Genomic DNA, 20,457 nt, shown 5'->3' with positions numbered 1-20,457 from the left:
CCGTCGCGGTGGCCGCCACTCCCTTGGGGTGGCGGCCACCGCCGCGTCACACGGCGATGAGCCGTACGCGCCCCCCGCACAGCTTCTGCATGTCATCGACGTCCGACGTCACCATCGCGACGGGGCCGGGCTGCCGCAGCGCGGTCTCGGCGACGGTGGCGTCGATCGCGTACTTGTGACCGTGCAGCCCAGCGGCCTTGAGCAGTTCCGCCGCGGCCTTCGCCGCCTGCTCTGGCCGACTCCGACGGTCGTGTTCGCGCCGACTTCGTCGATCGCGTACGCGCCGACGACGAGGTCGGTGCCCATCTCGTGGAAGACCCGGAAGATCGCCAGGACCTTGCGGTCCTGGGCCACCGAGGCAGACAAGCCCTCGGAGCCCACACCGATGGTCTCGAAACGCCTGCTCATGGGGTGTTCGTCTGACTGCCGGGCCCATCCGTCCCGAAGATCCTTTCTCGCGCCTCGGTCAGCTCCTCCTCGCTGAAGGCTCCCTGCTCCTCCTCATGCCGCCGTAGGTCCTCACCGAGGAGCTGGTGCCTGATCTGGCGCGCCACGGCCTCGGCAACGTAGCCGGAGACGTTGTCAGTAAACTTCTTCAGCTCAGCCACCTGCTCAGTCCCACCTCACACCAGACGATCTTGCCGGGGTCCCGCTCGCCGACCCCCCACTTGTCTGCGACGGCCTCTACCAGCAGCAGGCCGCGCCCCCGCTCATCCCCGTCCTCCGCCGGGTCCGCGACGCGTGGGTGCCCCGGCCCCGAGTCGTGCACCTCGATCCGTACGAGGGCCTCACCGGCCCGGAGAAGCCGGAGCCGGAACCCCCGCCCCGGCGGTACGCCGTGCCGCACGGCGTTCGTCACCAGCTCGCTCACGCACAGCAGCGCGTCCTGCGTACGCGCCTCCCCGACGCCCCAGTCGGCGAGCGCGCGGCGCGCGAACTCCCTTGCCGCCGGCACGGATCTGCGTGTACGCGGGTAAAAACGCTCCCGGACTCCATTCTCATTCACGCCGCAAAGGTTGCTCTCCGTAACTACGCTGGAGCAGTCCGTCAGCCCGTACAGATTCGCTGTACGGGTTCTGCGCGCGTGACGCACGGAAAATGGTGGGAGTGGGTCCCCATGCAGCCCCGGAATCATCCCAGTCGCAGGAAGAACGCGACGACGCTCCGCCTCGTAGGCGCCCAACTCGCCCTGTTCCGCCGCCTTGCTGGGTACACCCAGCGGGAGTTGGGCGACCGGCTGAGCATCGGCGAGGAGACGATCGCCTCGATCGAGCAGGGAAGACGTCCCCTGAAGCCTGATCTTGCCGATCGGATCGACTTGGAACTGGGGACGCGGGGCGTACTGGCGGTGGCCGTCGAGTACATGCCGGAGATCGAGAAGTTCCCGGTATGGGCAGCGGAGTTCATCGATTACGAACGGGAGGCGATCACCCACTTCTCGTACGAGAACCAGGTCCTGCCCGGCCTGCTCCAGACCCCGGGCTACGCTCGCGCGGTTTTCCGGAGCAGGGAGCCCGTCCTGGACGAGGGGGAGATCGAACGCCAGGTAGCGGCACGGATCGAGCGCCAGGAAATCCTGCGCCGCAAGGTCCCGCCCAGCGTCAGCTTCGTCATCTCCGAGGCGGTGCTGAGGGACCGGCTCGGCGGCGACGAGGTACACGCGGAACAACTGCGGCACCTACGGGACTGCGCCGATCTGCCCGGGGTTTCCCTCCAGATCATGCCGCTCGGCCGCCATAGTCACGCCGCCCTCGACGGTCCCTTTGTGCTGCTGGAAACTCCCGAGCACGATCACCTCGCGTATATCGAGACACAGCGTGGCAGCCATCTCGTCTCCGACCCTGACGAGGTCAGTATCTTGGCCCGCAAGTATGCGATGCTGCGAACACAGGCTCTCAACGTCGAGGTAACCAAAGGCCTGTTGGACCGGCTGCTAGGAGAGCGATGAACGCCGCACTGAAGTGGTTCAAGTCCAGCTACAGCGGTAGCGAAGGCGGCAATTGCGTAGAGGTCGCCCATGCCTGGCACAAGTCCAGCTACAGCGGTGACGAAGGCGGTGCCTGCGTCGAGGTCGCCCACACCTGGCACAAGTCCAGCCACAGCGGCAGCGAAGGCGGCGCCTGCGTGGAGGTCGCCACCTCCCCCGCCACCGTCCACGTCCGGGACTCCAAGGACCCGGACGGGCCCCAGCTGGTCGTCGCTCCCGACGCCTGGGCGGCCTTCGCGGCGTATGCCGCAGAGGGGGACTGACCGGCGCGAATGCGGCGGGCGATGCGTGGGGCGACACTGGAGGGGTGAGGAGGTGATCGCGTCATGCGTAAGGTCGCCGATTGCCGGGATTCTCCCAGCGAGATGAACTGCACCCTTGTCATTTCCGGCGAGGAGGAAGAAGTCGTGCGTGCCGCCGCTGAGCACGCTGTGTCCGTGCACGGTCACACGGACAGCCTGGAGCTCCGTCGGATGGTCAGGGACTCGCTCAAGGACGAGGTACCGCAGCACGCCTAGATCGAAGACGTGAATGACCAGAGCCCCCGCGTCCAGGTGGACGGCGGGGGCTCAGTGATCGGACAGCGACGCCGCAGGCGTCAGAGGCGTCAGAGTCAGAGACGGCGGGCGACCTCCGTCGCCCAGTACGTCAGGATGTTCTGCGCGCCGGCGCGCTTGATGCCGGTCAGGGCCTCCAGGATCGCCGCGTCGCGGTCGATCCAGCCCTTTTCCGCGGCGGCTTCGATCATCGCGTACTCGCCGGAGATCTGGTACGCGGCGACCGGCACGTCGACGGACTCCGCGACATCCCGGAGGATGTCGAGGTACGGCATGGCCGGCTTGACCATGACCATGTCCGCGCCCTCTTCGAGGTCGAGGGCCAGCTCGCGCAGGGCCTCGCGGGCGTTGGCGCCGTCCTGCTGGTAGGTCTTGCGGTCCCCCTGCAGCGACGAGCCCACCGCTTCGCGGAAGGGGCCGTAGAAGGCGGAGGCGTACTTCGCGGTGTAGGCGAGGATCGAGACGTCCGCGTGGCCCGCGCCGTCCAGGGCCTCGCGGATCACGCGGACCTGGCCGTCCATCATGCCGCTGGGGGCGACCGTGTGGGCGCCGGCATCGGCCTGGACGCGGGCCATCTCCGCGTACCGCTCCAGCGTGGCGTCGTTGTCGACCCGGCCGTCCGGCGTCAGGACGCCGCAGTGGCCGTGGTCGGTGAACTCGTCCAGGCAGAGGTCGGACATGATCACGAGATCGTCGCCGACCTCGGAGCGCACGTCCCGGAGGGCGACCTGGAGGATGCCGTCGGGGTCCGTGCCCACCGTGCCCGCCGCGTCCTTCTTGGCGTCCTCGGGGACGCCGAAGAGCATGATCCCGGAGACGCCCGCGGAGACGGCCTCGACGGCCGCCTTGCGCAGGGTGTCACGGGTGTGCTGGACGACGCCCGGCATGGAGCCGATCGGCACCGGCTCGGAGATCCCCTCGCGCACGAACGCGGGAAGGATCAGGTCCGCCGGGTGGAGACGGGTCTCCGCGACCATGCGGCGCATCACGGGGGTGGTGCGCAGCCGCCGCGGCCGCGCACCCGGGAAACGTCCGTACGTACTGCTCAACTGCGTGCCCTCCTGCGCGATCCGGGCCGGCGCTCGCTCGGACGGGTGACGGGGTCACCGGCCTCGACCGCGGCGGTGCGCCGGGCCGTGCCGAAGTCCGCGAGCGCTTCGGCCAACTTGTGCACCGAGGGCTCGGGCGACATGACGTCCACGCGCAGCCCGTGCTCCTCGGCGGTCTTCGCGGTGGCCGGGCCGATACAGGCGATCACGGTCACGTTGTGCGGCTTGCCGGCGATGCCGACGAGGTTCCGCACCGTCGAAGACGAGGTGAAAAGTACCGCGTCGAAGCCGCCGCCCTTGATGGCCTCACGGGTCGTGGCGGGCGGCGGGGACGCCCGTACGGTCCGGTAGGCCGTGACGTCGTCGACCTCCCAGCCCAGCTCGATCAGGCCCGCCACCAGGGTCTCGGTGGCGATGTCGGCGCGGGGGAGGAAGACGCGGTCGATCGGGTCGAAGACCGGGTCGTACGGGGGCCAGTCCTCCAGGAGACCGGCGGCCGACTGCTCGCCGCTCGGGACCAGGTCCGGCTTCACGCCGAAGGCGATGAGCGCCTTGGCGGTCTGCTCGCCGACGGCCGCGACCTTGATGCCCGCGAAGGCGCGGGCGTCCAGGCCGTACTCCTCGAACTTCTCGCGGACGGCCTTCACCGCGTTGACGGAGGTGAAGGCGATCCACTCGTACCGGCCGGTGACCAGGCCCTTGACCGCGCGCTCCATCTGCTGGGGCGTACGCGGCGGCTCGACGGCGATCGTCGGGACCTCGTGCGGCACCGCGCCGTACGAGACGAGCTGGTCGGAGAGCGAGGCGGCCTGCTCCTTCGTCCGCGGCACGAGCACCTTCCAGCCGAACAGCGGCTTGGACTCGAACCAGGAGAGCTGGTCCCGCTGCGCGGCGGCGCTGCGCTCGCCGACCACGGCTATGACCGGCTGGCCGCCGTCCGCCGAGGGCAGCACCTTGGCGGCCTTCAGCGTCTGCGCGATGGTGCCGAGGGTGGCGGTCCAGGTGCGCTGCTTGGTGGTCGTACCGGCGATCGTGACGGTCAGCGGGGTGTCGGGCTTGCGGCCCGCCGCGACCAGCTCGCCGGCGGCCGCGGCCACCGAGTCGAGGGTGGTGGAGACGACCGCGGTCGCGTCGCTGGCGCCGACCTCGGACCAGCAGCGGTCGTCGGCCGTACGGGCGTCCACGAAGCGGACGTCGGTGCCCTGCGCATCACGCAGCGGCACGCCGGCGTACGCGGGCACGCCGACCGCTGCGGCGATGCCCGGCACGACCTCGAAGCCGATGCCCTCGGAGGCGCAGGCCAGCATCTCCTCGGCCACATTGGCGTCGAGACCGGGGTCTCCGGACACGGCACGCACGACCCGCTTGCCGGTGCGCGCGGCGCCCATGACAAGATTGGTCGTGTCCCGAAGCGTGGGGACATCGGCGGGGATTGACGCCTCGTCAGCTGAAGCCTGCAGCGGTGTGTCCACGTTCGCCCGGGCATGCGTGCGGACGACGTCGAGCACCTGCGGGTCCGCGATCAGCACGTCCGCGTGGGACAGCGCCTCTACGGCGCGCAGCGTGAGCAGACCCGGATCTCCCGGCCCGGCACCGAGGAAGGTGACCTGGCCGGCGGCGGGGTGGTTAGGGGCGGTGGGGTTCAAAGTGCTCGCTCCCCCATAAGACCGGCCGCACCCTTGGCGAGCATCTCGGCGGCGAGCTCACGGCCCATGGTCGCCGGTACTGAAACGTCGTCGCGGGAGGTGGGTACGTGACCGGTGGTGGACAGCTGCACCAACGTGCTGCCGTCGGTCGTGCCGACGACGCCACGCAGGCGCATTTCGGTGACAGCCCGTTCGCCGGCCTGGAAATCGGCCAGCGCACCCACAGGTGCGGAGCAGCCGGCCTCCAGGGCGGCGAGCAGGGAACGCTCGGCGGTCACGGCGGCCCGGGTGAACGGGTCGTCGAGCTCGGCGAGCCGGGCGGCGAGGTGCACATTGGTCGCGGCACACTCCACCGCAAGCGCCCCTTGGCCGGGGGCGGGCAAAACTACGTCCGGCGAGAGGAGCTCCGTCGCCTCGCCGGTGCGGCCGAGGCGGTTGAGCCCGGCAGCGGCCAGTACGACCGCGTCCAGCTCGCCCTTCTCGACGTAACCGATGCGGGTGTCGATGTTCCCGCGGATCGGCACGGTCTCGATACGACGGCCCAGCGTCCGCGCCCAGGCGTTCAGCTGCGCCATGCGGCGCGGCGAGCCGGTACCGACCCGCGCCCCGTCGGGGAGCTGCTCGAACGTCAGGCCGTCGCGGGCTATCAGCGCGTCCCGCGGATCCTCGCGGACCGGGATCGCGGCGAGGGCCAGGCCCTCGGGCTGCGCGGTCGGCAGGTCCTTGAGCGAGTGGACGGCGAAGTCGATCTCGCCTGCGAGCAGCGCGTCGCGCAGCGCCGAGACGAAGACGCCGGTACCGCCGATCTGCGCCAGGTGCTCGCGCGAGACATCGCCGTACGTGGTGATCTCCACCAGCTCGACGGGCCGCCCGGTGACCTGGCGGACCGCCTCGGCGACGAGTCCGGACTGGGCCATGGCGAGTTTGCTGCGCCGTGTCCCGAGTCGCAATGCGTGGTGCGTCATGAGCGCTGCTCCCGTGCTGTGTCGTGCCTGTCCGCGCGCGTGTCGGCCCGGCTGACGGCGGCGACCGTCTGGGGGTCGAGGTCGAAGAGCTTGGTCAGCGCGTCGGCGTACCCGGCACCACCGGGCTCGCTGGCGAGCTGCTTGACCCGCACGGTGGGCGCGTGCAGAAGCTTGTCGACGACCCGGCGCACGGTCTGGTTGATCTCCGCGCGCTGCTTGTCGTCCAGGTCGGGGAGGCGGCCGTCCAGCCGCGCGATCTCGGCGGCGACCACATCGGCGGCCATGGTGCGCAGGGCCACCACGGTCGGCGTGATCGTCGCGGCGCGCTGGGCCGCGCCGAAGGCCGCGACCTCCTCGGACACGATGGTGCGTACCTGGTCCACGTCGGACGCCATGGGGGCGTCGGCGGACGCGTCGGCCAGCGACTCGATGTCGACGAGGTGGACGCCCGCGATCCGGTGGGCCGCGCCGTCGATGTCGCGCGGCATCGCCAGGTCGAGCAGGGCCAGTTCCCGGTCCTTACGGCCCTCGGCGGCCGTCGCGACCGCCTCGCCGGTGAGGACGAGCCCAGTCGCCCCCGTACACGAGATCGCGATGTCGGCGGCGGCCAGCTCGGCCGGTACCTCGGACATCGGGACGGCGCGCGCGGTGAGGCCGTTGGCGCGCCCGGGGCTGCCCGGCTCGGTGAGGATCTCGGTCAGCCGCTCGGCGCGCTCCACGGTGCGGTTGGCGACGGCGAGTTCACTCACGCCCGCGCGCGCCAGGGTGGCGGCCGCGAGCGAGGACATCGAGCCCGCGCCGATGACCAGGGCACGCTTGCCGCGGGCCCAGGCGTCCACGCCCGGGGTGCCGAGCGGGGCGGTGGCGTCCGGTACGGCGTCGTCGGTGAGGACGCAGTGCGCGTCGTGACCGCCGGCCGCGCCCGCGAGCTGCTCCAGGCCGAAGGTGACCAGGGACTGGCCGGCCTTGTCGATGCCGGTCTCGCTGTGCGCGCGCTTGCCGACCCGCAGGGCCTGCTGGAACAGGTCGTTCAGCAGCCGCCCGGCGGTGTGCTGGTCCTGCGCGAGGGCGAGCGCGTCCTTGATCTGGCCGAGGATCTGGCCCTCGCCGACGACCATGGAGTCCAGGCCGCAGGCCACGGACAGCAGATGGTGGACGGCGCGGTCCTCGTAGTGGACGTAGAGGTACGGCGTGAGCTCGTCCAGGCTGACGCCGCTGTGCTGGGCGAGCAGCGTGGACAGCTCGGCCACACCGGCGTGGAACTTGTCCACGTCGGCGTAGAGCTCGATGCGATTGCAGGTGGAGAGCACGGCCGACTCGGCGGCGGGCTCGGCCGACACGACGTCCTGCAGCAGCTTGCCGCGGGAGTCGGGCGCGAGCGCGGCGCGCTCCAGGATGCTGACCGGTGCACTGCGGTGGCTCAGACCGACAACGAGCAGGCTCATGCCGGCATCACGGCGGGAACGTCCCCGTCAGGTCCCTTGCGGTCGGAGTCGTCGGCGGGCGCCGGGCGCACGGGGGGCGTGACCGGCTGCGCGGCGTCCTGGCTGCTGGCCTCCTCGCCGGCCTTCCGCTGCTCGTGGAAGGCGAGGATCTGCAGCTCTATGGACAGGTCGACCTTGCGCACGTCGACCCCTTCGGGGACGGACAGCACGGTCGGCGCGAAGTTCAGGATGGAGGTGACACCGGCGGCGACGAGGCGGTCGCAGACCTGCTGGGCGGCGCCCGCGGGGGTCGCGATCACGCCGATCGAGACGCCGTTGTCGGTGATGATCTTCTCGAGCTCATCGGTGTGCTGGACGGCGATGCCCGCGACGGGCTTGCCGGCCATGGCCGGGTCGGCGTCGATCAGGGCCGCGACGCGGAAGCCGCGGGAGGCGAAGCCGCCGTAGTTGGCGAGCGCCGCGCCGAGGTTACCGATACCGACGATCACAACCGGCCAGTCCTGCGTGAGGCCGAGCTCCCGCGAGATCTGGTAGACGAGGTACTCCACGTCGTAGCCCACGCCGCGGGTGCCGTACGAGCCCAGGTACGAGAAGTCCTTGCGCAGCTTGGCAGAATTGACCCCCGCCGCTGCGGCCAGCTCCTCGGAGGAGACCGTGGGGACCGAACGCTCCGAGAGCGCGGTCAGTGCACGCAGATACAGCGGAAGCCTGGCGACGGTGGCCTCGGGGATCCCTCGGCTTCGGGTCGCCGGTCGGTGAGTTCGGCCAGTTGCCACGGTGCTCCTGCGGGTAGAGCGGGGCTTTGGACGGCCAAATGTCTCAAGACCGCCCTGTCGATAGCAGGCTATGTCTTTGTGAACGCGTGCACAAAGATGGTGTCCGCTTTGTCCCGTCAACGTGACCGGTGTCACGCACTTATTGCGGCAATTCGCGGAACCGCATCCTCCGTCACTCCGTTCACACGCTTCGCGTGGATAACGCAGGACCGTGAACGGGAGCACGCCGCCACTCTCCTCGCCGTTTACCCCCCGTACACCGTTAAATCGCCCATCGATGGTACGGGAACCCGCCTCTCCGACAGGGGGTTCGTGACGGCCGTCATAGCCGCTCCTGTCCTGGTGGCACAGGTGCGGACGGGCCCGGCAGGGGCACAATGGCGGCATGGCCCCGCTCCTCCGCCGCACCCCGCGCAAGAACCCCGCCGACCGCACGGTCACGCTCATCGGCAAGCCGGGGTGCCATTTGTGCGACGACGCACAGAAGATCATCGAGGCGGTCTGCGCCGACACCGGCGCCGCCTGGGAGAAGCGCGACATCACCGAGGATGAAGAGCTCTACCGCAAATACTGGGAGCAGATTCCGGTCATCCTCGTCGACGGCGCACAGCACGACTTCTGGCGCGTCGACCCGCAGCGGCTGCGCAAGGCGCTGGGCGCCTGAGGGCGTACTCAGGCGCCGTGGCCGGGGCGCGCCGACGCCACGCGGTGTGGCCGTAACGCGACCGTCGGCAGCGCCGTACCTGCCTGACATGCGTGCGTAACCAGGGGCACCGAACAAACTGGCTATGCTCGCCGTATGGCCGACCCGTCGCCCGAGCACCGCCCCGGCAGGAGCCCCTTCAGTGCGCCCCTCGTCACGGGCATTCCGTCCCTTGTGACGGGGTGGTTCACCCGTCACCGGCGCCCCGCCACCGCGCGCAGCGTGCTGGCCGGCGAGGCGGCGGCCGAGGCCGCCCGCAAGAGCTCCCAGGAGGCCGAAGCGCAGGCCGCGGCGGAGGCCGCCGCCGCGACCGCCGACAGCGAAGCCGAGGCCGCCGAGCCGGACTTCCCGGTCGTCGGCGACGAGGCCGCCGCCGCCTTCTTCGACCTCGACAACACCGTCATGCAGGGCGCCGCGATCTACCACTTCGGACGCGGCCTCTACAAACGGCACTTCTTCCACAAGCGCGACCTCGCCCGCTTCGTCTGGCAGCAGGCGTACTTCCGGCTGGCCGGCTCGGAGAACCCCGAGCACATGGAGGACGTGCGCAACAGCGCCCTCTCCATCGTCAAGGGCCACCGCGTCTCCGAGCTGATGACCATAGGCGAGGAGATCTACGACGAGTACATGGCCGAGCGCGTCTGGCCCGGCACCCGCGCGCTCGCCCAGGCACACCTGGACGCGGGCCAGAAGGTGTGGCTGGTGACCGCGGCCCCCGTGGAGACCGCCACGATCATCGCCCGTCGGCTCGGCCTGACCGGCGCGCTCGGCACGGTCGCCGAGTCCGTCGGCGGGGTCTACACGGGCAAGCTGGTCGGCGAGCCGCTGCACGGGCCCGCCAAGGCCGAGGCGGTACGGGCACTGGCCATGGCCGAGGGCCTGGACCTCTCACGCTGCGCCGCGTACAGCGACTCCGCCAACGACATCCCGATGCTCTCGCTCGTCGGCCACCCCTACGCGATCAACCCCGACACCCGGCTGCGCAAGCACGCGCGCGAGCAGGGCTGGCGGCTGCGCGACTACCGGACGGGCCGCAAGGCCGCCAAGATCGGCATTCCGGCGGCGGCCGGGGTGGGCGCGGTGGCGGGCGGCGCGGCGGCGGCTGTCGCCCTGCAGCGCCGGCGCCGGTAGCGACGGCACTCCTGGGCGAGCCCTATAACCGGAAGCTCGCCCAACTTCCAGCACGGGGATGGACGTTACACACCGTCACCGAATCGGCCGGGGGCGGCCCGCCCACCGATGATCACATCGACGGCGCACGCCAGTTTTTTCGCGCTGCCCTTCGCAGCGCCACTCCTGAGGGTGCTTCTACGCGCCCCGTACGAACACCCGTACCGCTGTGTGCAGGGCAAACCCTCTTCATACCCCACCGGTCCGCGGTCAGACGCGCGACGCCCGGTACGCCACAACACGCCCTCTAACCAGGCAGATCACGTCACTTTCCGATCAATACCTGTTCAACATCTGATACTTGAACGACCAGAAATACGTAACAGACCAGACGGAATCGACGATTTGAGCAACTGGGTGTAGCGCTGCCTGTACGAAGCGTTATTCTCCTCAGACGCAAACCGGAACCCATAAGCCCCTACCGCGGGTGAACGGTCCCGCACTGCACGTGATGGAAGCTCTGCCTCTGGGAGTCCCGTGTACCCACACGTCGGGGTTGACGCCTCGGGCCTGGCTACGCTGCGTACGACACTCGTCGACCACCTGCGCAGTTTTGTCCCCACCGCGTACACCGTCCCCGCCCTCGCCACACCCGCACCTGCCGCAGGACCCGCCCGCCCCTGCTACGCCCTGGCGGACGCCAGGACCGCCGTCGGCGCACGATCCGCCGGCAGCCGTACGCGCCGCGGTGGCACGACCACCGCCCGCCGCCCCGCCGACAGCGACAGCCGCCGCATGATGGAACTCGTCGAGCGCGCCCAGGCGGGCGAGGCCGACGCGTTCGGCCGCCTCTACGACCAGTACGCCGACACGGTCTACCGCTACATCTACTACCGCGTCGGCGGCCGGGCCACCGCCGAGGACCTGACCAGCGAGACGTTCCTGCGCGCACTGCGCCGGATCGGCACGTTCACCTGGCAGGGCCGGGACTTCGGCGCCTGGCTGGTGACCATCGCGCGCAACCTCGTCGCCGACCACTTCAAGTCCTCGCGCTTCCGCCTGGAGGTGACCACGGGCGAGATGCTCGACGCCAACGAGGTCGAGCGCAGCCCCGAGGACTCCGTCCTCGAATCCCTGTCCAACGCCGCCCTCCTCGAAGCCGTCCGCAAACTCAACCCCCAACAGCAGGAATGCGTCACGCTCCGGTTCCTCCAAGGGCTGTCGGTCGCCGAGACCGCCCGCGTCATGGGCAAGAACGAAGGAGCGATCAAGACCCTCCAGTACCGCGCTGTCCGGACCCTCGCGCGGCTGCTGCCGGACGACGCCCGCTGACGTCGCCCACTCCCCTCCTCGCGCCGCACCCTCCCCGAACATCCGTCCCCCACACCACTCTTATTGTGCCGCCAAGCCCTGACCAGGCCATCACTTTCAGCCATCACGCGGTACCGGTCCGTCACATCATCGTGAGGGCGTAACCCGAGTACCTCGCCGCTCGTTGTGCGGAATGCAGGCTCCCTGCGGACACGCCATGCCCGCGGCCACTCACTCGATCGAGTGGTTGCGCGCAGGGTGTGCAGCCTTCCGGCCCTGCTGGATCGTCAAGCCAGTCCGGGGAGTCGAGCGGGATGATGAGAGGAGGTGCCGCCCGTGATCGCGAACGTATCGGCGCACCGGCGGGCTCACGCCTTCGCCCAGGCGCTGGAGGATCAGGACCTCCAGGGCGCGGCCGATGAGCAGATCGACACACCGGGGCAGGAGCCGGCGGAGCCCGAAACGGCCCGGCTGCTGGCAGTCGTCGGCGGCCTGGGGGAGCTCCCCAAGCCCACGCTGGACCCGGAAGCGCGCACGATCCAGCGCGCGCAGCTCATCGCCGCGATGGAAGCCGCCTTCGCCGAAGGCGGCGCACCCTCCGACGGCGCGAAGGTGCCCCAGCAGCGCGGCGTGCGAGGCGCGCACCGCGCCGCCAAGTCGCTCGGCCGGCTGCGCCCACGGTCGCGGCTGTCCAGGAGGCTCGCCGCCGGCGGGCTGACGGTCGGCGTGGCGGCCGGCGCGCTCAGCGGAGTGGCCGCCGCCAGCTCCGAAGCGCTGCCCGGCGATTCGCTCTACGGCCTCAAGCGCGGCATGGAGGACCTCAAGCTCGGCATGGCCGAGGACGACTCCGACCGCGGCCGGCTCTACCTCGACCAGGCGTCCAGCCGGATGCACGAGGCCCGCCGGCTGATGGAGCGCCTGAAGTCCGGGCCCTTGGAGCACGAAACCCTCTCCGAGGTACGCAGGTCGCTGTCGGGCGTCACCCAGGACGCGGGCACGGGCCACCGCCTGCTGCACGACGCGTACGAACGGGACGGGTCGCTCGGCGCCATCCAGGCGCTGGACTCCTTCACCGCCTCGCACCGCGAGGGCTGGGCACAGCTGCGCGACCGGCTGCCGGTGCAGCTCGCCGACGTCTCCCAGGACGTCAGCTCGGTCTTCGACGCCATAGACGAGGAGGTCGGGCCACTGCGCCAACTGCTGCCGAAGAAGGACACGGACAAGGGCGCCCAGCACGGCACCCCGTCCGCCTCGGGCAGCACGGCCGAGGACCACCCGACGGCGCCGTCCCGCTCCGGCAGCCCGTCCGCGAGCGGCAAGGAGCACGACTCCCCCACGCCCCGCCCGTCCTCGTCCCCGCCGAAGGAGGACGGTCTGCTCGGCGGGAACACCGGCGGCCTGCTCGACCCGCCCGCCAAGGACAGCCCCTCCCCCTCGGACGGCGAGCACAAGAGCGACCGCCCCGCCGAGCCCGACGTCACGATCCCGCCGCTGCTCCCGGACCTGCTCCCGGGCCTCGGCGTCGACGGCCAGGACGAGTAGCGGCGCGGCGATCGCAGCGCGCCTCCGCGGCCCGGCGGCGCCCGGTGTTCTTCCGGTCCTTCCCTCCAGAAGAACACCGGGCGCCGTCGCATGCGCGCGGCCGTGGCGGCCTCAGAAAAAGACCGAACGCCGTTGCACCAGCAGCTTGTAGAGCGTGTGCTGAATCGTTTCGCGCACCTGGTCCGTGAGGTTGAACATCAGCATCGGGTCGTCCGCCGCCTCCGCCGGATACCCGTCCGTCGGAATCGGTTCGCCGAACTGGATGGTCCACTTCGTCGGCAGCGGCACCGCGCCCAGCGGCCCCAGCCACGGGAACGTCGGCGTGATCGGGAAGTACGGGAAGCCCAGCAGCCGCGCGAGCGTCTTGGCGTTCCCGATCATCGGGTAGATCTCCTCCGCGCCCACGATCGAGCACGGCACGATCGGCACCCCGGCCTTCAGCGCGGTCGACACGAAGCCACCGCGCCCGAAGCGCTGCAGCCGGTACCGGTCCGAGAAGGGCTTGCCGACGCCCTTGAAGCCCTCCGGCATGACCCCGACGACCTCGCCGCGCTCCAGCAGCCGCTCGGCGTCCTCCGTGCAGGCCAGCGTGTGCCCGGCCTTCCGCGCCAGCTCGTTGACGACCGGCAGCATGAAGACCAGATCGGCCGCCAGCAGCCGCAGGTGACGGCCCGCCGGATGCTGGTCGTGCACCGCGACCTGGAGCATCAGGCCGTCCAGCGGCAGCGTCCCGGAGTGGTTGGCGACGATCAGCGCCCCGCCCTTGTCGGGGATGTTCTCGACGCCCTTCACCTCGACCCGGAAGTACTTCTCGTACAGCGGCCGCAGCGCGGACATCATGACCTGGTCGGTGAGCTCCTCGTCGTACCCGAAGTCGTCGACCTCGTACTCACCGGTGAGCCGTCTGCGCAGGAAGTTGAGGCCGCCGGCGATCCGCTGCTCCCAGGACGCGCCCCGCTCCTCGGGCGCTCCCTCGGGCGCCGTCGCCCCCGGCTCCTCCTGGCGAGGCGGCGGTACGGGCGTCAGGGCCGCGTTACGCGCCGCGCCCGCCGACCGCTTGGCCCTCCTCCGCGACCGCGGCTCCTCGCCGAACGGGATGACCTTGGCGTCCGCCATCGTGGGTGAACTCCTCACTGGGTCTGGGCACTGGCTGCGGGCAGCAGCGCGGCGAGCCGGTCGACGTTACGGGAGACGGTCTCGGGCGGCAGCAGGCCGGGACCTCGGCTGCGGGCGAACTCCGCGAAGGTCTCGGCCGTGGTGTACGCCGGTTCGAACCCCAGTGTCTCGCGCATCTGGGTCGTCCTGACGACCCTGCCGTGCGTGAGCATCCGGATCTGCTCCGGCGAGAAGTCGGTGATGCCGAGCGAGCGCAGCATCGAGCCCGCCCAGGTGACCGTCGGCAGCAGCAGCGGCAGCGTGGGCCGGCCCAGCCGCCGCGAGCACTGCGAGAGCAGCAGCACGCCGTCGCCCGCGATGTTGAACGTACCGCTGTTGAGCGTGCCCCTGCGCGGCTCGGCGGCCGCGATCCGCAGCACCTCGATCGCGTCCTCCTCGTGCACGAACTGCAGCCGCGGGTCGTACCCGAGGACGGTGGGCAGCACGGGCAGCGAGAAGTACTCCGCGAGCGGGGAGTCCGCGCACGGCCCGAGGATGTTGGCGAACCGCAGCACGCAGACCGCGACGTCGGGCCGGCGGCGGGCGAAGCCGCGCACATACCCCTCGACCTCGACGACGTCCTTCGCGAAGCCGCCGCTGGGCAGGGACTTGGGGCTGGTGGTCTCGGTGAAGACCGCCGGGTCCCGGGGCGCGGAGCCGTACACACTCGCGGAGGACTTCACGACCAGCCGCTTGACGTGCGGTGCCTTCTGGCACGCGCCCAGCAGCTGCATCGTGCCGATGACGTTGGTCTCCTTGGCCGCCGAGCGGCCGCCGCGGGAACCGAGCGGGGTGCCGTGGATGTCCATGTGCACGACCGTGTCCACGCCCGTTTCGGCGAGGACCTTGGCGATGGCCGGATGTCTGATGTCGGCCTTCAGGAACTCGGCGCCGCCGAGGTGGTGCTCGGGCGGCACGGCGTCGACGCCGATCACCCGGTCGACGTCGGGATCGCGCTGGAGGCGGCGCACATAGCGGCCGCCCAGCTGACGTGCGGCTCCCGTGACGAGCACGACCTTGCCCAAGATCAGCCCTTCCTTCCCACCGTCGTCCCCCGCACGTCCCCGCACGTGCCGAGATGTGGCGGCCCACGCTATCCGGTCGGTGTTGCGCTGTGATGACTTGTGGACGGCCCCGGCCATGTTTCGGCCTGGTCCGGTCCTGAATGCCGGGCCGGCTCACGTCGTGCCGCTCCGCCGAGTACCCGGCTTCCGGGCATGTGTGCCCTGCCGGGCCCGGAGCCTGTGCCGCGCGGGCTCGTTGTGCCCCCGAACGCACCACAGCCCCCCACCGAACGGTGGGGGGCTGCGGAAACGCGCTCAGCTGCGCTTACTTCTTGTTGCGACGCTGAACACGGGTGCGCTTGAGCAGCTTGCGGTGCTTCTTCTTAGCCATCCGCTTGCGCCGCTTCTTGATAACAGAGCCCACGACTACCCTCGCTCACTTCGAATCACTCGGTGCGGGGCGTCCGAGCCCACACTACCTACATCGGGCCAGCCTACCCGGCGCCGAGCGTACGGCGTAATCCGAGGGTCATTCGTGGCCTCCGTACGGCCTCACCAGGCCCGCAAAGGGACCTGTCGGGCCCCCGTCAGGCCGATTCCACCCCCACATAGGACTCGCGGAGGTAGTCGTGGACCGCCTGCTCCGGAACCCGGAACGACCTCCCCACTCGGATCGCGGGCAGATGACCGCTGTGCACCAAGCGGTACACGGTCATCTTGGACACTCGCATCACTGTGGCGACTTCCGCCACAGTAAGGAACACGACCTCGTTCAAAGGCCTCTGTTCTGCAGCCATGACACACCTGGTCCTTCCGCACATGACGGGCACCGGCTTCCCCTCCGGTGACTCTTCGTCGCTATGCGCTCACTCCCCAGGTTAGGGGCGGGTGATGCGAGTGGGGAAGAGGAGTAGCCGTCGGCCGCCTACTGTGACAGACACGCTCGATTGAGTACATAGCGAGTAAGCGGTCGGTAGTAATCAGACCGCACAGCGTCATCAAGCGGAACTACGACGGACACCCGTCCCTCCGCCTGCCCGACGAACAGCGCCGGATCGTCAGTATCCGCCAGGCCGATGGCCTCAAAGCCCAGCTGACCTGCTCCGCAGACCCATCCGTGGTCCCCGATCACCAGCTCGGGAAGGGGTCCACAGGCGTCTGCGGCAGCACCAAGGGCACTACGAACCGGGAGGGGGGAGTGCGTGTGCACTTCCGGCTCCCCGAGGTCTCCCCACACGCCGGGTTCGCGCATCCGCGCGACTCCCCGTACGTACGCAAGGTTGTACGTACGTACCCCAAACCGGGTCATTATGTCGATACTCATGCCGTACGCAGGGGTGAGGACAGGGCATCCCGCCGCCGACAAAGCGTCTGCCAGACCGCCGTAAAAGCCGGTGAGGCGGCCCGGATGGCCCGTGCCGATCAGTACCGGCGAGCGCTCGCCGGCCGCTTCACCGAGCCGGTCGGCGAACGCGTTCAGTGCCGCGACGGTCCGGTCCGGGTCGATCACATCCGTGCCAGAAATATGCGCAGGATCGGCTGAAACCCCGCACTGCTCTCCCATGAGCCCGAGCAGATCGCCGACGGACCAGTCCCCCACAGGCTCCAGACCGATGAGCGCCCGAGGGTCGCCGGCCGCGAAGAGGCGGTAGCGGTTCAGGCTCTTCTCCCGCGAGGTCGCGATCGACCCCGCGAGCCGTGCTCCGACCAGATGCGCCCGCAGCGCGCCACTGCTCAACACGCCGCCCATAGTGGCGCCCCGCACCGACCCCCATGCCCGAACCGCCCAGTAATCACACCTCCGTGTCACCCCTGACGCTCCGCCACTGGCGCTCCGCCCCGACGTTCGCACCCCACCCCGGCGTCCACCACTGACATTCCGCCCCACCACCCCGCATGCCCCCTCCCGCCACCTGGGTAGGGGTTGAGTGGGGCCCGTCGTCAGCGCTTCTGTATGCCGCCCGTCTCCGCCTCAAACCCCGTTACGGCAGCAGCCCATGCGCCGGGAACACCGCCCGGCGCGTCGCCAGAATCGCCTGGTCCAGCCGGTCCGCCGGGTCGTACCCGCTGTCCGCGAAGTCCCGGAACACCGGCTCCCGCCCGTCCGTCATCCGCCGCGGCCCCGGCTGCCGCGTCAGCCGGTACACCTCGTGCCGCCACTCCTCCGGGATGTCCGTCGCCGGGTCCAGCGGCTGCCCCGCCGCGATCGCCACCAGATGCGTCCACGTACGCGGCACCACGTCGACCACCGCGTAACCGCCGCCCCCCAGCGCCACCCAGCGCCCCTCGCAGTGGTCGTGCGCGAGCTGGTGACAGGTCTCGGCCACGGCGCGCTGCGCGTCCACGCTCACCGCCAAGTGCGCCAGCGGGTCCTCGAAATGGGTGTCCGCGCCATGCTGCGTGACGATCACGTCCGGCCCGAATCCGGCCACCAGCTCCGGCACCACCGCGTGGAAAGCCCGCAGCCAACCCTCGTCACCCGTACCGGCCGGCAGCGCCACATTCGCCGCGCTGCCCTCGGCACCCTCGGCGCCGGTCTCCTCCGGCCAGCCGGTCTGCGGGAAGAGGGTGCGCGGGTGCTCGTGCAGCGAGATCGTCAGGACCCGCGGGTCCTCCCAGAACGCGGCCTGCACGCCGTCCCCGTGATGCACGTCCACATCGACGTACACCACCCGGCGCGCACCCAGCTCCAGGAGCCGCGCGATCGCCAGCGCCGCGTCGTTGTAGATGCAGAAACCGGCCGCGCCGCCCGGCATCGCGTGGTGCAGCCCGCCGGTGAAGTTCACCGCGTGCAGCGCGTCCCCGCGCCACACCGCCTCCGCCGCACCCACCGACTGCCCGGCGATCAGCGCCGACGCCTCGTGCATGCCCGCGAACGCCGGATCGTCCTCGGTACCGAGCCCGTACGCCACCTCCGCGGCCTTCGGATCGGCAGAGGCACGCCGTACCGCGTCGATGTAGTCCTCGCGGTGCACCAGGCGCAGCGTGGACAGGCCCGCCGCCTTGGCGGCCGTCACCTGTACCGGCGCGCGGTCGAGGCCGTACGCCTGGACCAGTCGCATGGTCAGCGCGAGTCGCACCGGGTCCATCGGATGACCGGGACCGAAGTCATAGCCCGTTACTGCCTCGTCCCACATCAGCTGTGCGCGGCCGCTCATGCCCGCCACCGTATCGGGCCCGCTCCCCGCCGAACGATGGGGCATACACCAGTGTCACCAGCACGAGCACCATCGGCACGAGCATCGCCCCGCGGTAACTCCAGGCATCACCCACCGCCCCGACGAGCGGCGAACCGACAAGAAAGCCCACATAGTTGAAGATATTCAGTCGTGCGACGGCCGCATCCGACGCTTCCGGACCACCCGCAGGACCGTGCGCCTCGTACGCCTGCCGGCCCGCCGCCGCGAACGTCTGCGGCACGATCACGCACAGCCCCAGGCCCAGCAGCGTGAAGCCCACCATGCCCAGCCACGCGCCGGGCGCCGCGGCCACCACCGCGAACCCTGCGGCCGCCACCACGGCCCCCGTTCGCACCACCGCGACCGGCCCGAACCGCCGCACCCCCAGATCCCCGACGGTCCGCCCGAGGAGCGTGGTGACCATGTACACGTTGTACGGCACGGTCGCCAGCTGCTCCGAACTCCCCAGCACGTCCTGCAGATACTTCGCGCTCCAGTTGGAGACCGTCGAGTCCCCGATGTACGCGAAGGCCATGACGAGGCAGAGGGGGAGGAGGAACCGCATGGCCGTCGCCGGCCCGGCCTGGGCAGCAGCAGCGCCCGGGCGTCGCCTCCGGTCGACGTACCAGCGCCCGGCGACCAGGACAGCCGGCACGGCGACCGCGGCGGTCGGCCCGTACAGCAGGACCAGCGAGAGCCCCCAGTGCGCACCCGCCCAGGCCAGCGAGGCGCCCACGATGCCGCCGAGGCTGTACGCCGCGTGGAAGCCGAGCATGATGCTGCGCCCGTAGGCGCGCTGCAGGCTCACCCCGAGCATGTTCATCGACGCGTCCAGCGCCCCGACCGCCAGCCCGAACACCCCCAGGGCCACGGCCACCTGGGCCAGGCCGCTACCGGCCCCCACGCCCACCAGCGCCAGGCAGACCACCGGCTGTACGCACCGCAGCACGAGCCCGGGCCGTACCCGCTTCACCAGGCGCTCGGTCGCCACGCTGCCCACTCCGGCCAGTACCGGGACGGCTGCGAGGAAGGCGGGCAGCAGGGCGTCGGAGATCCCGTACCGGTCCTGGATCGCTGGTATGCGCGTCACGAGCAGTGCGAAGACCGCCCCTTGCACGAAGAAGCTCAGGGCGAGTGCGGCCCGGCCGTGCCGGAGGCGGGGCTCAGGGATGAGCCCGGTGGGGGCGGTCATGGCGGGACAGCGTAGAACTCGCCGCTACCAATGGGTAGATGAATCACATAAGTACCTCTGAGTGCCTCATACGAGGAGGTCCGGGAGCTTCGCCATCTCGGTGAAGAGCGCGGTCGCGCCCGTCAGCCGGTCGGCCGGGGTCATGGCCGTGAATCCGTACACGTCCATGCCGGCCGCGATCGCCGCCTGCACGCCCAGCGGGCTGTCCTCGATTACTGCACACCGCTCGGGGGCGACGCCCATCTTCTCGGCCGCGTGCAGGAAGAGGTCGGGGTCCGGCTTTCCCCGCCCCACGTCCTCCGAGCTGAAGATGCGCTCGTCCGGGAACCAGCGGTCGAGCCCGGTCTTCCGGTGCCCCACGCGAATCCGCTCATGACTCCCGGAGGAGGCGACGCAGTACGGAGTGCCGGCCGCCGCCAGTTTCGCCAGCAGTTCCGGTACTCCGGTGACAGGCGTCAGCTCCTGCTCGAATGCGGCGAAGACCCGGGCGTGGAAGGTGGAGTCGAAATCCGCGGGCAGGCGCTGGCCGGTCCGCTCGGCGACGAGATCGTGCACCCGGTGTATCGCGGCGCCCATGTAGTCCCGGATGGACTCCTCGTACGTCGTCGGATGCCCGAGCTCGGTCAGGTAGCCGGCCAGGATCGTATTGGAAATCGGCTCACTGTCGACGAGCACACCGTCGTTGTCGAAGATGACCAGGTCGTATCGCATGAGACCGACCTTAAACGTCGGGCCGTAAACGCAGAAAAGCCCCGCACCATACGGTGCGGGGCTTTCCCACAATGATTGTTCGGCGGCGTCCTACTCTCCCACAGGGTCCCCCCTGCAGTACCATC

22 protein-coding genes and 1 pseudogene are annotated in these 20,457 nt (G+C 70.4%); 7 read left to right on the top strand and 16 right to left on the bottom strand.

Annotation, left to right across the window (positions count from 1 at the left end; all coding sequences use genetic code 11):
* Positions 1-46: 46 nt before the first annotated feature.
* The 3 genes and pseudogenes from IF04_RS39920 to IF04_RS0125425 all read right to left on the bottom strand — a co-directional run bounded on the left by IF04_RS39920 (position 47) and on the right by IF04_RS0125425 (position 955).
* Positions 47-408: pseudogene (locus IF04_RS39920) on the bottom strand (DNA-binding protein).
* On the bottom strand, positions 405-608 hold the full coding sequence (locus tag IF04_RS0125430) for a hypothetical protein (RefSeq protein WP_051831567.1): 204 nt from the start codon (positions 606-608) through the stop codon (positions 405-407). The pseudogene IF04_RS39920 and the gene IF04_RS0125430 overlap by 4 nt, the downstream one beginning before the upstream one ends.
* On the bottom strand, positions 596-955 hold the full coding sequence (locus tag IF04_RS0125425) for an ATP-binding protein (protein WP_037960704.1): 360 nt from the start codon (positions 953-955) through the stop codon (positions 596-598). Before IF04_RS0125425 ends, IF04_RS0125430 begins: the two co-directional genes overlap by 13 nt.
* Positions 956-1,225: 270 nt before the next feature.
* Between IF04_RS0125425 and IF04_RS0125420 the strand changes: the two genes are divergently transcribed.
* The 3 genes from IF04_RS0125420 (at position 1,226) to IF04_RS0125410 (ending at position 2,505) form a co-directional block, all read left to right on the top strand.
* Positions 1,226-1,948 (top strand): DUF5753 domain-containing protein, encoded by a 723-nt coding sequence (locus tag IF04_RS0125420; protein ID WP_425428450.1) that lies wholly within the window; start codon positions 1,226-1,228, stop codon positions 1,946-1,948.
* Positions 1,945-2,250, top strand: a complete 306-nt coding sequence (locus tag IF04_RS0125415) for a DUF397 domain-containing protein (RefSeq protein WP_030262368.1) — start codon at positions 1,945-1,947, stop codon at positions 2,248-2,250. The genes IF04_RS0125420 and IF04_RS0125415 overlap by 4 nt, the downstream gene beginning before the upstream one ends.
* A gap of 63 nt (positions 2,251-2,313) precedes the next feature.
* Positions 2,314-2,505, top strand: a complete 192-nt coding sequence (locus IF04_RS0125410; RefSeq protein WP_030262365.1) for a DUF1059 domain-containing protein — start codon at positions 2,314-2,316, stop codon at positions 2,503-2,505.
* Positions 2,506-2,600: 95 nt separating this feature from the next.
* On the opposite strand, the gene hemB is transcribed toward IF04_RS0125410, so the two are convergent.
* Genes hemB through IF04_RS0125385 form a run of 5 tightly spaced genes read right to left on the bottom strand, consistent with a single transcriptional unit; the run spans position 2,601 to position 8,425 of the window.
* Positions 2,601-3,593 (bottom strand): porphobilinogen synthase, encoded by a 993-nt coding sequence (gene hemB, locus IF04_RS0125405; RefSeq protein WP_030262362.1) that lies wholly within the window; start codon positions 3,591-3,593, stop codon positions 2,601-2,603.
* Positions 3,590-5,239, bottom strand: a complete 1,650-nt coding sequence (locus IF04_RS0125400) for a bifunctional uroporphyrinogen-III C-methyltransferase/uroporphyrinogen-III synthase (RefSeq protein ID WP_030262358.1) — start codon at positions 5,237-5,239, stop codon at positions 3,590-3,592. Before IF04_RS0125400 ends, hemB begins: the two co-directional genes overlap by 4 nt.
* Positions 5,236-6,204 carry a hydroxymethylbilane synthase gene (hemC, locus tag IF04_RS0125395; RefSeq protein ID WP_030262355.1) on the bottom strand — a complete coding sequence of 323 codons (969 nt, stop codon included), beginning with the start codon at positions 6,202-6,204 and terminating at the stop codon, positions 5,236-5,238. The genes IF04_RS0125400 and hemC overlap by 4 nt, the downstream gene beginning before the upstream one ends.
* On the bottom strand, positions 6,201-7,649 hold the full coding sequence (locus IF04_RS0125390) for a glutamyl-tRNA reductase (protein ID WP_030262352.1): 1,449 nt from the start codon (positions 7,647-7,649) through the stop codon (positions 6,201-6,203). Before IF04_RS0125390 ends, hemC begins: the two co-directional genes overlap by 4 nt.
* Complete coding sequence (locus tag IF04_RS0125385) at positions 7,646-8,425, bottom strand: redox-sensing transcriptional repressor Rex (protein ID WP_030262349.1); 780 nt, start codon at positions 8,423-8,425, stop codon at positions 7,646-7,648. The genes IF04_RS0125390 and IF04_RS0125385 overlap by 4 nt, the downstream gene beginning before the upstream one ends.
* 385 nt (positions 8,426-8,810) lie before the next feature.
* Here IF04_RS0125385 and IF04_RS0125380 point away from each other — a divergent pair, with 385 nt between their 5' ends.
* The 4 genes from IF04_RS0125380 to IF04_RS0125365 all read left to right on the top strand — a co-directional run bounded on the left by IF04_RS0125380 (position 8,811) and on the right by IF04_RS0125365 (position 13,091).
* The gene (locus tag IF04_RS0125380; RefSeq protein ID WP_030262346.1) at positions 8,811-9,089 is read left to right on the top strand and encodes a glutaredoxin family protein; all 279 of its coding nucleotides are present in this window, start codon (positions 8,811-8,813) and stop codon (positions 9,087-9,089) included.
* Positions 9,090-9,350: 261 nt separating this feature from the next.
* Entirely contained in the window at positions 9,351-10,259 is a 909-nt protein-coding gene (locus IF04_RS0125375; protein ID WP_425428454.1) for an HAD family hydrolase, read from the top strand.
* A 516-nt stretch (positions 10,260-10,775) separates the two neighbouring features.
* Positions 10,776-11,570, top strand: a complete 795-nt coding sequence (locus IF04_RS0125370) for an ECF subfamily RNA polymerase sigma factor, BldN family (protein WP_030262341.1) — start codon at positions 10,776-10,778, stop codon at positions 11,568-11,570.
* Between the two features lie 315 nt (positions 11,571-11,885).
* Positions 11,886-13,091 carry a DUF5667 domain-containing protein gene (locus tag IF04_RS0125365; protein WP_030262337.1) on the top strand — a complete coding sequence of 402 codons (1,206 nt, stop codon included), beginning with the start codon at positions 11,886-11,888 and terminating at the stop codon, positions 13,089-13,091.
* Between the two features lie 111 nt (positions 13,092-13,202).
* Here the strand turns inward: IF04_RS0125365 and IF04_RS0125360 are convergent, their stop codons facing one another.
* The 8 genes from IF04_RS0125360 to IF04_RS0125330 all read right to left on the bottom strand — a co-directional run bounded on the left by IF04_RS0125360 (position 13,203) and on the right by IF04_RS0125330 (position 20,332).
* A complete protein-coding gene (locus IF04_RS0125360) occupies positions 13,203-14,207 on the bottom strand; it encodes a lysophospholipid acyltransferase family protein (RefSeq protein ID WP_030262335.1) in 1,005 nt (334 codons plus the stop codon).
* 14 nt (positions 14,208-14,221) lie between these two features.
* Positions 14,222-15,271 carry an NAD-dependent epimerase/dehydratase family protein gene (locus IF04_RS0125355; RefSeq protein ID WP_030262332.1) on the bottom strand — a complete coding sequence of 350 codons (1,050 nt, stop codon included), beginning with the start codon at positions 15,269-15,271 and terminating at the stop codon, positions 14,222-14,224.
* 304 nt (positions 15,272-15,575) lie between these two features.
* Complete coding sequence (locus tag IF04_RS37755) at positions 15,576-15,674, bottom strand: 30S ribosomal protein bS22 (protein WP_003948845.1); 99 nt, start codon at positions 15,672-15,674, stop codon at positions 15,576-15,578.
* 163 nt (positions 15,675-15,837) lie between these two features.
* Positions 15,838-16,047 carry a helix-turn-helix domain-containing protein gene (locus IF04_RS0125350; RefSeq protein ID WP_051831566.1) on the bottom strand — a complete coding sequence of 70 codons (210 nt, stop codon included), beginning with the start codon at positions 16,045-16,047 and terminating at the stop codon, positions 15,838-15,840.
* A gap of 128 nt (positions 16,048-16,175) precedes the next feature.
* Complete coding sequence (locus IF04_RS0125345; protein ID WP_030262324.1) at positions 16,176-16,991, bottom strand: phosphatase; 816 nt, start codon at positions 16,989-16,991, stop codon at positions 16,176-16,178.
* 241 nt (positions 16,992-17,232) lie between these two features.
* Positions 17,233-18,408, bottom strand: a complete 1,176-nt coding sequence (locus IF04_RS0125340; protein ID WP_030262321.1) for an acetoin utilization protein AcuC — start codon at positions 18,406-18,408, stop codon at positions 17,233-17,235.
* On the bottom strand, positions 18,359-19,621 hold the full coding sequence (locus IF04_RS0125335) for an MFS transporter (RefSeq protein WP_051831565.1): 1,263 nt from the start codon (positions 19,619-19,621) through the stop codon (positions 18,359-18,361). Before IF04_RS0125335 ends, IF04_RS0125340 begins: the two co-directional genes overlap by 50 nt.
* Before the next feature lie 66 nt (positions 19,622-19,687).
* Positions 19,688-20,332, bottom strand: coding sequence for an HAD family hydrolase (locus tag IF04_RS0125330; protein ID WP_030262316.1), 645 nt, complete (start codon positions 20,330-20,332; stop codon positions 19,688-19,690).
* Between the last annotated feature and the right edge of the window lie 125 nt (positions 20,333-20,457).

It is taken from the genome of Streptomyces violens, assembly GCF_000717745.1.
In the GTDB taxonomy this organism is placed as follows: Bacteria; Actinomycetota; Actinomycetes; order Streptomycetales; family Streptomycetaceae; genus Streptomyces; species Streptomyces violens.
Note: the sequence above shows the minus strand (reverse complement) of the source record. Positions and strands in the feature narration are given on the sequence as shown.

What these genes read in the sequence shown, in the direction of transcription:
- IF04_RS0125340 (WP_030262321.1), bottom strand. Translation starts at nt 18,408, where the DNA reads ATGAGCGGCCGCGCACAGCTGATGTGGGACGAGGCAGTAACGGGCTAT.
- IF04_RS0125380 (WP_030262346.1), top strand. Translation starts at nt 8,811, where the DNA reads ATGGCCCCGCTCCTCCGCCGCACCCCGCGCAAGAACCCCGCCGACCGC.
- IF04_RS0125330 (WP_030262316.1), bottom strand. Translation starts at nt 20,332, where the DNA reads ATGCGATACGACCTGGTCATCTTCGACAACGACGGTGTGCTCGTCGAC.
- IF04_RS0125360 (WP_030262335.1), bottom strand. Translation starts at nt 14,207, where the DNA reads ATGGCGGACGCCAAGGTCATCCCGTTCGGCGAGGAGCCGCGGTCGCGG.
- IF04_RS0125410 (WP_030262365.1), top strand. Translation starts at nt 2,314, where the DNA reads ATGCGTAAGGTCGCCGATTGCCGGGATTCTCCCAGCGAGATGAACTGC.
- IF04_RS0125350 (WP_051831566.1), bottom strand. Translation starts at nt 16,047, where the DNA reads ATGGCTGCAGAACAGAGGCCTTTGAACGAGGTCGTGTTCCTTACTGTG.
- IF04_RS0125335 (WP_051831565.1), bottom strand. Translation starts at nt 19,621, where the DNA reads ATGACCGCCCCCACCGGGCTCATCCCTGAGCCCCGCCTCCGGCACGGC.
- hemC (WP_030262355.1), bottom strand. Translation starts at nt 6,204, where the DNA reads ATGACGCACCACGCATTGCGACTCGGGACACGGCGCAGCAAACTCGCC.
- IF04_RS0125415 (WP_030262368.1), top strand. Translation starts at nt 1,945, where the DNA reads ATGAACGCCGCACTGAAGTGGTTCAAGTCCAGCTACAGCGGTAGCGAA.
- IF04_RS0125390 (WP_030262352.1), bottom strand. Translation starts at nt 7,649, where the DNA reads ATGAGCCTGCTCGTTGTCGGTCTGAGCCACCGCAGTGCACCGGTCAGC.